Source organism: Candidatus Thorarchaeota archaeon (genome assembly GCA_013388835.1).
GTDB lineage: Archaea > Asgardarchaeota > Thorarchaeia > Thorarchaeales > Thorarchaeaceae > JACAEL01.
The window spans coordinates 1-12,362 of the sequence record JACAEL010000023.1 but is presented as its reverse complement, the minus strand read 5'-3'; the positions used below and the strand labels follow the sequence as shown (position 1 = coordinate 12,362).

Here is a 12,362-nt window from a genome sequence, read left to right as displayed (position 1 = left end):
TTTGAACCTGCCCTAACCACAGACATCTCATCGGATCGACTTCAAGAGAGGCAGTGTCTTCGCATAGTTGCTCAGTGTTCTTCTCGCGGCCACATCCCATCCCTCACGAAGGGCATACGCTCTGATTCTTCGCCCCAGTTCTATCGTATGCGTCCTGCAATCTAGAGCGGAGATCAGCTTGCTGGCCAAGTCATCCGAGTCCCCAGTCCTGAATAGGATGATGTTTCCGCCTAGAGACTCGGACATGTGCAATCCGGCGTCCGAGGCAACCATTGGGACCCCAAACGCCGCCTGGTTGTGCATTGGTCCGCTAGCACCAACACTCTCGACATAGGGCAGCAGTAAGACCTGAGATCCGCAGAAGTAGGCACGCACAGACTCCTCAGGGATGAAGAGAGTGTCGAAACGAACATGAGTCTCAAGATGCAGCTCACGAACCAGTGCTTTCAGTTGCACGAGGTATTTCTGTCCGTCCATGTCAATCGCAGAGCCCGCGATGAGCAGAAGCGCATTGGGGTGAGCACGCGCCACAGCGGGCATGGCACGAATTGCGACCTCGATGCCCTTCCCTCTCCGAATGAAGCCAAAGACAAGAATCACGTCCCGGCCGGACAGTAGCAGGCTCTTGAGCGCCTCATCTCTCTCCATGGGTGTCACATCTGTTCTGCATGGATGAGGAATCTCCAACACCTTTTCTTGCGCCAGTCCAAACTCCTGAATGAACCTCCTTCTGAGTGTCGAGTCGATCTTGGCAGTGCTGAGCTGGATTGAAGAGGTGCTCCAATCAAGAAGACGCATATACATCCTGAATAGGATTACCGCCAAGCGTGCAACTACCCCCTTGCCGTGGGACACACTCATGCGACTCAGCACCTGATTCGGCATGAATGTGCTGTGAAGGGTCATTGTCGTGGGTATGCCGATCAACCTGCAGAGAAGGAGCAGAAACAGCATCCACTCGCCGTACATGCCGCCGTAGACCTGACCATGCGGCCCGAACTGCACATGCAGAAGGTGTGGACGCCAACGCTTTAGCAGTCCGAGCAACCGTATTGGATAGAAGATGTCTTGGCCACGCCAGACCAGAGCGCTCTCAAGGCGTCCCGAGTTGTCCTGCAACCCATATGTGTCTGGCCCAGCTATGGCAAGAATGCGGACTCGTTCTGTTTCGAGCAGACTTCGGATCAACCGCTCGGTGTAAGGCGACTCTCCAGTCTTCTGCGGAGGAAGCGGAGACAGTATTGCAACCCTCAGTAACATCGCAGATGGCATTGACGCGGCCTCCTACACAAAAGGTCTCTCAATGTCTTAGCACTCTCTCGCATTCCCTCATGAAAAGATGGGAGAGATGGTTCCAGTCATGCCTCTCAATTGCAAGAGCTCTCGCCCGCGACCCCAGTTCAGTCCTCAGCCGCGGGTCACCACAGAGGCGGACCACGGCATCGCAGACTGCCGAGATTGACCGGGGAGGAACGAGGACTGCATGCGTGTCATCCACCACCTCCTGAGTCCCCGCCACCCGGGTTGCAACAATGGCCTTACCGCCCCCCATGTACTCGAAGAGCTTGAGAGGTGAAGCAGCATGTGAGAGAGGTGTATCAGGAAAAATGCACAGTGCGATGTCAGAGGCAGCTACGAAAGCGGGCATACTCGAATAGGGCTGAAGGCCTGCGTGGATTACCATGTGGCCGAGGTTCTGTTTCACAAGCTTGGCGAAGAGGTCTGAAACATAGTCACCAGTGCCGACAAGGAGGATGGTAGCCCTCATACCCTCGTGATCGAGTCTCTGGGCCAAGTCGATTATCAGAGACAGACCGGCCCATATTTCTAGATGACCTGCAAATAGAACCACACACGTATCATGTAAACGGTACTTTTCACGGACTGCCGAGGTGTCCACTTCAGGATGAAAGATGGTTGTGTCGACACCATTCGGAATGACAGTGATTCGCGACCCACGCACTCCATGGCTTACTAGTAATCTCTTCAGGAAATGTGTCGATGCAAACACCCGGTCAGACACGCGATAGAGGGCAGTCTCAATCTTCTGAAGAAACACAGGACCAATCGAACTAATACTGCTGCTTTTCAGTCCCGCAGCGTAAGCGGTCATCCAGTCAGGGCAGCCCATGAGCAGCGGGCACATCGTCATGCGGGAGGTAGCCGCTGCAACAAGACCGACGATGGGCGTAGCATGCACTCCTATCATGACATCTGGCTTGAAGTGGGCAGCAGTCCATAGAGACCTCATTATGAACAAGACGACGGTCAGGAGATAAGCGAGCGGAACGAATCGACGCCACAGCCGCTCCACCCGTGGACCCACAAGAAGATACTCTGCGCTTATCAGTCTGTGTATCTTTGGTGGCCCCTTGGTCCAGTTCTCCTTGTACGACCAATCAGGAGGCCTAGCTCCGAGGAGATACCGTAGGGGCTGAGTAGTCACATAGTGGACCCTGATACCCCTGTCCGCAAGACGGCTTGACAGTTCGAACACCGTACGGTCAGACCCCAAGAATGGTGGGAAATGTTCAGCAAAGACGAGCACACGACTAAGACGTGAGGTCTCTCTTGGATTCAACGCGAAAACCAGCGAGACCTCAGGAAGGCGGCAATATAAGCCTGTGCAGCGTTCAGTGTGTGTTCGATTGCAACCTGCACCCTGTGTCCACGGGCGTCCGGGCCTCATAGAACCGTATGTGTGCTAGTCTATACAAGACTCAACCGTGTTCAGGACCCAGGCCAATGTTGAACTCCCGTCTGAGAACCACATAGGCGACCAAGCTGGCTGCCAATAGCATCGGTGCAGAAACGAAGAAGACGGGGCTGAGAGGTCCGCCGGTGGTCGTATAGAAGAAGTCGATAGAGTAGCTGGCACCCACTGCCTTCTGAGGATGCATCACCAACCGCAACTCGGTTATTGTGCCATTGACCAGACTAGGATAATCAGCCACAAAGGCATGACGCCACAGGATGTGTGTCAGGTTTGTAAATATGTTCGTTGTTGAGATTATGGAACCGTTGACTGCCTTTCCCGTGCCATCAGTCCCGGTGTAGTTGAGAGTCAGAAACGAGCATGGCCCAAAGGTAGGGTTCCAGCTTGCTGCTATGAGCGCAACGAACTCGGTTGTGACATCGAGAGGTATCTGGACCTGCCTGACGAGTTCTATCGAGAGATTCTCCACTTCACTGGACTTCAAGGAAGTTGTGTCGAACCAGAAGCGAGTCGTGTCGTTGGTCGTGAGCACACCATATGTCACTAGGCTGGTGTTAAGGGATGGAACGCCTGACACGTTCCCGGTCCATCCATAGGAGCTTACAGGGTCGTCGCTCCAGATGCGTGGCTCGTCGAAACCCAATCCTGCAAAGTTGTCATGGGTGAAGCAAGGATAGACCAAGAGCAGACACAAGACAAGGGTCAGGCCAAGCTTCCGGTTCTTCAGGACTAGGAACAGAGGAAGTGACCACAGCAGATACCATCCGTAGAAGACATCGCGCAACATTGAGGCAAGCAGTAGTATGGTACCACACGCCAAGAAGAACATGGACTCCCGTGAGACAGGTCTAGAAGACCGATTTCGAAGGTTCTGATAGGCCTCATGAGCGACTAGACTGCCCAAGGATACGGTTGTGATTCCCCGTACGATGCCCACATCCGCGGGATATCGCCAGTAGACCATGCGAGACTCCAAGCTGAGCGGGTATATGGCCGCGGCCAGTCCGAGAATGATCAAGAGTGCACCAAGTGCAAGGGCGGTCCAGTTGAACCGCCTATTCCTGCCCTCATCGTCATCGGTCTGCATCTCCCTGAACATCATGATGGACATGGCCGCTATCAAGAGTATGGCAAGAGCATTGACTAGCCCAGAGGAAGACAGGAGCCCTGTTAGCGTTCTAATAAGGGTCATCATGGGGGTGGGCAACTGACCAGTGCTGGAGGAGCCGTTCACCGACGATGGACCCGGCCAGACCAAGTGCACTACCAGCACCGGTATGAGTGACAGCAACCCGGATACCAATGCGCAGACTGTCAATTGTATCTTCTCTGTCCGGCTGGGACTTCGAAAGAGGAGTATCGGATACAGAAAGGCAGGGTAGAACTTCGTCGCGACCGCAACCCCAATCGACACACCTGCCCAACGATAGCGTCCGTTCATGATGAACCAGACCGAAGAGAGGACGAATACATTCACCAGCGGTTCGAAGTGACCGTTCCATCCAGACTCGATGATTGACATTGGAAGGAACGCGTATGCGAGCGCTACGACGAGAGACCAAGAAGGCCCCACATGGTGACGAGCAATACGAGTCAGTAGGAGTGCAACAATGACATCCATACCAGTTGCAAGGAGTCGAAAAGCCATCACACTGTTCCATAGGGTTGTGGTGACAAGTATCACGTAGGCGAAGACAGGAGGGTATGGAAAGTAGAAGTCGAAGTAAGGCACATTGCCTGTCCTCATGAACATACCGAAGTCCATGTACCACCTCGCATCCAGAGAGATCTGGTGCTCCATCCCTATGAACACCAGTCTAGTCGCGACGACCGACACTATAGCGACACACACTATGAACCGTGGCCAGGTGGCAGTATTGGCAGGAAAGCGTTGCCTGTTGATGAGGGCTGCAATGAAGAGGATGTAGACTGCGGCCCATGCATAGAATACCAGAAAGAACTGGTACATGAGAGAGCCAAAGAAGCGCATGAGTAGAATCAGAGCGATATTCATAGTCAGCGACAGGACAATCAGGCAGTCTGCCACAAGGACATGTCTGTTCAACTTCACACTCATTGGTGACCATCTCATTTCAGGACAACCGGACATGCACTCTCTGTTTGCGTGCGAACAGCTTTAACACCAGTGACAGATACAGCAGAATCGTCTTGCCTCCGAGTTTGCTACTTCCGCGTGTACGGTCTCTAAAGACTATGGGCACTTCCTTTACGCGCAGACCGGGCACGGTTGCGAGCACCTCAAGCAGGTACTTGTAACCAGAGTGATGGACCCCACGGACAAGAATCTTGCCGGACCTGAATGCAGCATAGTTGCTCATAGAGTCCTTCAGTGGCGCACCGAGAAGTAGTTTCGCAATGAGCATCGCACCCCGGCTGACAAGAATCCTGTGAGCAGGCCATCCCACGGTCTTGCCACCCGGCATATACCTCGACCCAACCACGACGTCGTAGCCCTCTTCAATTCCGGCAAAGAGCATCGGGAGCTTCGTCACATCGTGGGAGAAGTCTGCATCCATTACCACGACTGGCCCTTCGGCCGCCTCCTGAGCTCCTCTTCTTATCGCCGTCCCGAGACCTCTCTCATTCCTTCGCACAACCAGACGCACCAGAGGATGCCGGACTGCTGCGGACTGAACTAAAGCATGTGTGCCGTCGCTGCTATTGTCGTCAATGACCAGTACCGCCACTTCATCACCCATGTACCGATAGACCGCCTCAATAATCCGACCAATGTTCTCTTCTTCATTGATGGTGGGGATGATTACGGTCCGCATCTTTGGTTGACCCCGCATGGGCGACTTTCTCACCCGCCGGCACAGGGAGAGTTAAGAGTATCGGAGAGCTACATCTTGCTAGCGACGACAGGCAGACACTTACGCGCATCCAAGGGCTCTTCTGGCCGCCTCGATTCCCTTCCGGTCGTTGACTGGAATCCAGCTCTCTGGTGGGATGTTAAGAGCATAGAGCAGTCCATCTCTGGCAATCGCTGGCGCGACCACGTTCTCAAATGACGACTCCACCTCGAGCGACACGAGCCGACGGAAGTAGTCGTAGACCGGAGGGTCGAACACCGTGATACCAGTGTGAGCCGGGACTGCAATCATCGGGTACTTGACGATGTCTGTTATGCGTCCCTTTTGGATTATCATGCCCGAGTATGAGTAGGGAGTCGCTGGTACGACAATAAAGGTGGCTATGCATCCCCTTTTCCTAGCCCTGAGATGTCCCTCAAGAAAGACATCGGCACATGGTCGCTTCAGTCCCACAATCATGTCGTCAGGATTGTGGACTATTGCTGTCATCCTGCTGTCAATTGTCCCGTTGTTGAGCGCATTGAGTATCGCTCCTGCATTTCCTACCTTGCGTCCGTCAGGGTCTGATGAGTACTTGATCTCCACACCAAACCGTGAACCATCTCCAAGATGTGCTTCGACCTTGTCTGCCAAGAATCCTGTGAGGACCACGAAGTGTCGGACACCAGCGGCAGAGTACTCGCACACAGTCCGCTCAATCATGCTCTGACCACCCCCGACGCAGATCATGACCTTGTTGATGCCCTCATTCTGAGTCTCGGAGCGAATCCGATCTCCCTTGCCACCGGCAGGCATGACTACTACTGTGTGCCGTTTCAGAGCCTCAATCTCGGCCGTAGGGACTGCTACGGCATCGTCCTCCACATTGATGCGAGACCGTATCTCTCTCATCACGGACTCCAGTGTCTCGACCATCTCGGTGGACATGGTCGTCAGGACGAGTCCTCAAAAACGTTGCTCAATCAAGTGCACCACTGGAGAGTACCGCGTACTCGCGCATATGACAATGGGACACTTCATTTTACCAGAGTTAATGGCTGGACTCTTCGGTCCGCTCCTTGACCAGTGCCATAATGCTCTCGCTCATTCCAATTGCCTCCTCTACCTCCTCGGCATCATCGAAGTAGCGGGAGGGGATGCCTCCGGGCAGTCCGTTTGGATAGCGTGTTGGGATGTAGTAGTCGTCGAGACGCTTCGCCCTCGCAACTCTGCTGAATGCACTATCGAGTTGCGCTGCGGTTTCGATGAGCAGTGCGACAGAATGCGTCAGGAGAGGTCCAATACCCCTGCTGTAAAGAAACGCCTTCAATGCCCTCTCAGCGCTCTGTTGGGACAGATACAGAGCCAGATAGAACCGACACTGATCCGCAAGAAGACGAGCGTCGCGGAGTTCGTCCTCAGCCTGTGCCAGCCATCTGGCAGCCTCGCTGATGTCATTTCTCATAGAGCACAACTCCATTTGCCATGATTTCTCTGAGCAAGGAACTCGCAGGGAGATTCTCGTCCAACTCTGAACTGGTGAATACGAGCAGGTCGAGAGCTACCGGTCGCTCCACCTCTCCACTGATGGTCCTGCGCCATTCCTTCCCCGGTCTGTCCGAAGGCATCACCACCAGCAGGTCGATATCGCTCCACTCATTCACCTTCCCACTTGCCAGAGAGCCAAAGAGGACCACACGCTCTGCTCCTAACTGTCTGAAGTAAGCTAACAGACGCTCAAGTGCTGCGCGAAGGCTCTTCTCATTTCTCCTTCGGGCTGCCTCAATATCCTGAAGCATCGTGGATCACATTCTCTGGCAGCAATACGTTACCTTCGGTGGTAAAAAGGCTGACCAATCCAGGCATTCCTAGAGATTGGTTGGTCGATACACACGGGAGCTCGGTAGTACGCCTGCCACCGTTTCAGTTTTCGCAATATGGGATGTTTCTGCGACCAGATGGCTCATTCGAAGTCCCATGACCACGGTCAGTCTTGATTGTCAGACGGAGGTTCGTCTGTCATCTCGGCCATCTGTCTGAACAGCTCCAGTGTCTTCTCCGCCTCGTCGCGCCGAAGCTTCTCAATCGCATATCCCGTGTGGACTATGACGTACTCGCCCTCCCTGACATCCGGAAGAAGCGCAACACAGACCCGCTTCTTGACTCCCCCAAAGTCCACCTCTGCGAAGTCTCCGTCAAGTGATGCCACGAGTCCGGGCACTGCTAGGCACATGATTGGTCAGATGAGGAGAGCAGACCTGTGCATTAGAACATTGCGAATTGTGCTCCACTAGGCTGGGACTCGTGATAATGAAACATGGAAGATTCATATGACACCAGGAAAACTGCATACGTGGGATAGACATGGCGAAAGTATGTGGTGAATGTGCTCATGCAAGGTCAAGGAAACCCGATGGCACCATGGTCTCGTCCAGCTATGTCTGGTGTGACTACCACCGGGACACGAAGATGCGTAACGGCACCTGTTCATACTGGGAGATCAGGTAGATTGGTTGGCGCTTCTGGACTAGCCACCAGCCGCGGCCATTTGGCCTGTACCGTGACCGGCCTCTGGCAGGATCACGAGTATTGCGAGAATTGAAACATACTAGCAAGATGGCCCTCTCTCAAGTATAAGAACAGACCGCAGAAGGAGACCTCATGTGATGGGACTGAGACTGATTGAAGAGAGACTGCAGGTCTCACATCGCCGTGCGGTGATGGTGAGTCAGTCCTCACTTACGGGGACCAGAGATGTACCCGGACGCGAACAGCTTGTGTTTTAACTGACCGGTTCCCAGCAGACACCCAACTCGGTAGCACGCTCGTAGGCCATTCTCATCTCCTCGCTGCTGACGCGCCGCGCAATGTCAGGGTAGTCCCTTGAGCGGGACAGGACTCTGTGTTCAGGTCGGTACTGGCCCATGATGTTCACCATGCACTCAGGCATGTTCTTCGCCACCCACTCTAGTATGGGGAACGTGCAGCACTCGATGTGGTTAGGCATGACTAGGTGTCGGATGATGACCTCGCCTGACTGATATGCCAACAGGTGGTTCCTTGAGACGACCTCGAAGTATCTCTTCACACCCGAAAGACGCTCGGCACACTCATCGTTCCCGTACTTGAAGTCCGGAAGCCACACGTCAATCACCTCCCCTAACATGCGCATGGTGTCCTCCGAGCAGTAGAGGTTGGAATTCCATAGCTGCGTGACGTTCGCGCGCTGATGGAGCATGGAGGCCAGAATCGTATGGGTGTTGGGTATTGGGTCGCCGCCAACATAGTTGATGTTGATGGCGCCCTCGGCGTGCAACGACTCGGCAACTTCGGCCAGCTGGGCGGGGGTGACGAGGCGCCCCGACCGCGGGTTGGTAGAGATGTCCGCGTTTTGGCAGAAGACGCAGCCGAAGCAACATGAGGCGAAGAAGATGGTACCGCTGGGTATGAGGGGGGCCTCCTCGCCTGTGTGGAGGAAAGCGGAAGACACGCGGGAATCCTCGCCCAGCTTGCACCAACCCCTCTCGTCGCGCGTCCGGTCTGTTCCACACTTGCGCTCGCAGAAGTGACAGGAACTCAGGATTCTCCGGGCAAGCTCGGATTTGAGCGACAGAAAGCTCGGCTCTTCGGTCTCGAGCGGGGATGTGTTCGAGCCTGCACTGTCGGCCGCGGACAGAACGCTTCTGAAGTCCCGCGAAAGCCTGTCGTGTTCCACCCAGAGCTCCCCTTCCGACGTGTCCAGATCGATTGAAACAGGAACGCCCCGTGTCAAGAGATACTTGGCATAATACCGACCGTTTATGATTCCGCTGTAGCGAGAGAGACGCCTAGTCACCTCGGGGTTTTTCCAGACCCTCGATGAGTCAGGTCGAAGAATGCGCCACATTGCATTCCTCTCTCTGCTGCAAGAGGCTATAAGCGACACTCATCCGTTTCTTCTTGAGAAGATGGCACTCACACACAATTTCAGGAAGACTCGCAAGTGAGGCTGGAGACAGACACGACTCCAAAGACCGCGTGACTGGCTGATGTGCTCAGCAGATTCGAGCACGAGATGCATGACCCAAGGACAAAGAGTGTCATGGTGAGCGGACATTGCAGCCTCAAGTGCGGTTCACCATCATCGCCTGTGGCACCATTGGGGTGATCAACACGCAGTAGGCATTCAGACAGCATCACTGGCGAATAACGCTGGTCCATCCAACCTCGGTCCTTACAAGTCCATGCGCCTCAATCAGTCGTCGGACCTGCTCCTTGAGAGATGGTATCATGTCCAATGTGTCAAACAGGACCCGGCCGCGAGTCAGCGCATCCAAGACTATGCTGTTGTGATTCTCAAGTGCGTTATTCAGCTCGCTGACGGTGACCAAGAAGAGGTCAACACCGCGCCGAACTGCCTCTCTCCGGATAGCGTCACGGTCGGGTTCACCTTCAACTATCCACAACAAGTCAAAGTCACTCAGCAGACTAGCGGTACCATCAGCCCGAGAGCCATAGAGCACCGCCGCTGACCTTATCCCCGGCGTCTTACCAAGACTGCACACAAAGTCCTCGAAACCTTCGGTGAGCCGCCCTTCCCTCTCGACGAGCGACCTAACCAACCGTGGCAAGGAAATCCAATGTCACCTCCATGCATCGAAGAGCTTCTCTGGCTTCCGACTGACTATAGTCCGTCATCCGTGCATCCGGATAGCGAGCCTGTATGTAGTGCTCCCCAAGCCTCTCAATGCAGTCCCTCACCGACGACGGCACAGAAACACCCGACTCCGCAAGAGTGTCAATCAGCACCACAAGCGAGTGGGAATACACCTTCGCCCCAATCCGTCGAATCAGAAGACCTTTCACATAGAACTCGACAGCCTGCTGAGCGAAGAAGCTTGCAAAATCATGACTGCCTTCTTCGTATGACCTCCGCGCCAATTCTCGAAACTTGAGCGACCTGACAATCCACCTGTCACTCTGCAAGCACGTCGTCCTCACCCGCTGGTAATCCTCTCGCCTAAAGAACCAATCTGTCCGCAGCATCGGACCATCCTATCTCTGCGTGACAAGGCAAGGCAGGCTGGCGGCCGCCCGAAACCTGTCTTCAGTATCGGACCATGCCATCCCCAAGTCACAAGGCCGGTGACGAGAACAAGCGCGCCCGCAGTTCCAGCTTAGGAGCGCTACTCCAAGTCGGACACATGAAACGCCAGACACACATAGAAGGCCATCAATGAAATCGTGAGGCCAGTGCAGAACGGACGCCAGCTGATAAGCCACAGACCAGCTGACCCAGCACCTACATGGCAATGAGGCGCCCAACGTGTGGACGGGGAGGGGACCAACAACACCCACGGTTCAGCCATGTCTCAATCCCCGCAATATGGGATGTGCTTCTGCGACTCACATGAGATACCACCATCCACGACCCGAATCTCTGGGTTCCAATCCCCGCAATATGGGATGTGCTTCTGCGACCGAAGAAGACTGAGAGTGTCTCGGGAGGAAGCCGCTCGAAAGGGGACTCGTAGACGCAGGTGTGATGAAGAGTCTTGAGGAGATGGCCTATGAACTGGCTCTGCAGTGCTAGCGCGACGGGGGCGGCTGTGTGGTGAAGGACCAAGAACACAGGTGTGTCACATGAGCGACCCGGGCTCCACTCCAGCAGAGAGAACTGACTTCAGGGTCTGATAATATCTCCATCCCCTTCTCCTAGCCATTCCTCCGACTAGAGCACTTGGTGATATCGAGTATTTCGTAAGATCCCCTACCCAAGCCTCCACACGGACCTTGCTATCAAACAGTGTGAGTATGAAGTGGATTGTCCTGTGTTTGATCTCAATCATACGGGCGTCCGACCGGACAAGCTTGAATCCCTTGCCTTCAGCGTCTTTCCACCTGTTGAGGCGTGCCCGTACCTCATCCGGCCCATATGGGGTGTATATCTCCTCTATGTAGGTTCCCATGTACCGCAACCCAGGCTTGTTGTCAGGCACTTCAGTATTAAGGTTTGCACAGAACAGGACCTAGACCTGAATTGTGCGGCAGACTCACTGAACGGGGGCCCTGCTGAAGAAGCCGCGCGCCGTACTGATATCGCATCTTCTACTCCTGAGGGCCCCACCCGTAATCCCTCATCAGCCGGCCGTACCCGACATGACCCCGAACATTGATGACGGCATCGCTCTTCGGTTCGACGAACGCATTGTCTGACTAACGCTAATACAGACACCGGAAGCCGCCTTACTTGCACTCCAGGCACGTCGTCCTCCCCTTGTAATCCTCTCGTCAAAAGAACCAGCGTGTCTGCAGTATCGAACCATGCCATCCCCAGATCACAAAGCCGGTAACGAGAACGAGCGCGTCCGCAGTTATAGTTTCAGAGCGTTACTCCAAGTCGGACACATGGGACGCCAAGCACGCATAGAAGGCCATCAATGAACTCGTAAGGCCGACGCAGGACGGACACCAGCTAATAAGCCGCAAACCAGCTGACCCAGCATCCATATGGTAATGAGGCGCCCAATGTGTGGACGGGGAGGGGACCAACCACATCCACTCGTCCAGCCATGACTTAATCCCCGCAATATGGGATCTGTTTCTGCGACGCGTTGATAGGGGGCGGATAGATGACAAGAGACAGTGTGTTTCAATCCCCGCAATATGGGATCTGTTTCTGCGACGCCAAATATACCTAATAGCATTATTCTTCCTCCTCTTCAGTTTCAATCCCCGCAATATGGGATCTGTTTCTGCGACATTCTTGCTCTCTCTGCGCCTGCACAATGAGAGAATGGTTTCAATCCCCGCAATATGGGATCTGTTTCTGCGACGACATAGCGAGGATTGTG

The 12,362-nt window shown here is 54.4% G+C and carries 13 protein-coding genes and 1 CRISPR repeat array; all 13 genes read right to left on the bottom strand.

The genetic code is table 11. The features are described from left to right. Positions 1 to 27: 27 nt before the first annotated feature. The 13 genes from HXY34_04750 to HXY34_04690 all read right to left on the bottom strand — a co-directional run bounded on the left by HXY34_04750 (position 28) and on the right by HXY34_04690 (position 11,477). Positions 28 to 1,272, bottom strand: coding sequence for a glycosyltransferase (locus HXY34_04750; protein ID NWF95427.1), 1,245 nt, complete (start codon positions 1,270 to 1,272; stop codon positions 28 to 30). Positions 1,273 to 1,300: 28 nt separating this feature from the next. Then, complete coding sequence (locus tag HXY34_04745; protein ID NWF95426.1) at positions 1,301 to 2,581, bottom strand: glycosyltransferase family 4 protein; 1,281 nt, start codon at positions 2,579 to 2,581, stop codon at positions 1,301 to 1,303. 139 nt (positions 2,582 to 2,720) lie between these two features. Continuing rightward, positions 2,721 to 4,793: a DUF2029 domain-containing protein gene (locus HXY34_04740; protein ID NWF95425.1), complete on the bottom strand. Its 2,073-nt coding sequence runs from the start codon at positions 4,791 to 4,793 to the stop codon at positions 2,721 to 2,723. Positions 4,794 to 4,809: 16 nt separating this feature from the next. Beyond that, positions 4,810 to 5,529, bottom strand: a complete 720-nt coding sequence (locus HXY34_04735; GenBank protein ID NWF95424.1) for a polyprenol monophosphomannose synthase — start codon at positions 5,527 to 5,529, stop codon at positions 4,810 to 4,812. An 81-nt stretch (positions 5,530 to 5,610) separates the two neighbouring features. After that, positions 5,611 to 6,477, bottom strand: coding sequence for a hypothetical protein (locus HXY34_04730; protein NWF95423.1), 867 nt, complete (start codon positions 6,475 to 6,477; stop codon positions 5,611 to 5,613). A 103-nt stretch (positions 6,478 to 6,580) separates the two neighbouring features. Next, entirely contained in the window at positions 6,581 to 6,994 is a 414-nt protein-coding gene (locus tag HXY34_04725) for a HEPN domain-containing protein (protein ID NWF95422.1), read from the bottom strand. After that, complete coding sequence (locus tag HXY34_04720) at positions 6,984 to 7,328, bottom strand: nucleotidyltransferase domain-containing protein (protein ID NWF95421.1); 345 nt, start codon at positions 7,326 to 7,328, stop codon at positions 6,984 to 6,986. The genes HXY34_04725 and HXY34_04720 overlap by 11 nt, the downstream gene beginning before the upstream one ends. Before the next feature lie 188 nt (positions 7,329 to 7,516). Further along, the gene (locus HXY34_04715) at positions 7,517 to 7,762 is read right to left on the bottom strand and encodes a HypC/HybG/HupF family hydrogenase formation chaperone (protein ID NWF95420.1); all 246 of its coding nucleotides are present in this window, start codon (positions 7,760 to 7,762) and stop codon (positions 7,517 to 7,519) included. Positions 7,763 to 8,311: 549 nt separating this feature from the next. Continuing rightward, positions 8,312 to 9,415 carry a radical SAM protein gene (locus HXY34_04710; GenBank protein ID NWF95419.1) on the bottom strand — a complete coding sequence of 368 codons (1,104 nt, stop codon included), beginning with the start codon at positions 9,413 to 9,415 and terminating at the stop codon, positions 8,312 to 8,314. Between the two features lie 289 nt (positions 9,416 to 9,704). Beyond that, positions 9,705 to 10,139 (bottom strand): nucleotidyltransferase domain-containing protein, encoded by a 435-nt coding sequence (locus HXY34_04705; GenBank protein NWF95418.1) that lies wholly within the window; start codon positions 10,137 to 10,139, stop codon positions 9,705 to 9,707. Beyond that, positions 10,123 to 10,476 (bottom strand): HEPN domain-containing protein, encoded by a 354-nt coding sequence (locus HXY34_04700; protein NWF95417.1) that lies wholly within the window; start codon positions 10,474 to 10,476, stop codon positions 10,123 to 10,125. Before HXY34_04700 ends, HXY34_04705 begins: the two co-directional genes overlap by 17 nt. Before the next feature lie 334 nt (positions 10,477 to 10,810). Further along, a complete protein-coding gene (locus tag HXY34_04695; protein NWF95416.1) occupies positions 10,811 to 11,140 on the bottom strand; it encodes a hypothetical protein in 330 nt (109 codons plus the stop codon). A gap of 7 nt (positions 11,141 to 11,147) precedes the next feature. Beyond that, complete coding sequence (locus tag HXY34_04690) at positions 11,148 to 11,477, bottom strand: hypothetical protein (protein NWF95415.1); 330 nt, start codon at positions 11,475 to 11,477, stop codon at positions 11,148 to 11,150. 605 nt (positions 11,478 to 12,082) lie between these two features. Next, positions 12,083 to 12,345: direct repeats of the CRISPR family, unit length 37 nt; unit sequence GTTTCAATCCCCGCAATATGGGATCTGTTTCTGCGAC. Positions 12,346 to 12,362 lie beyond the last annotated feature (17 nt).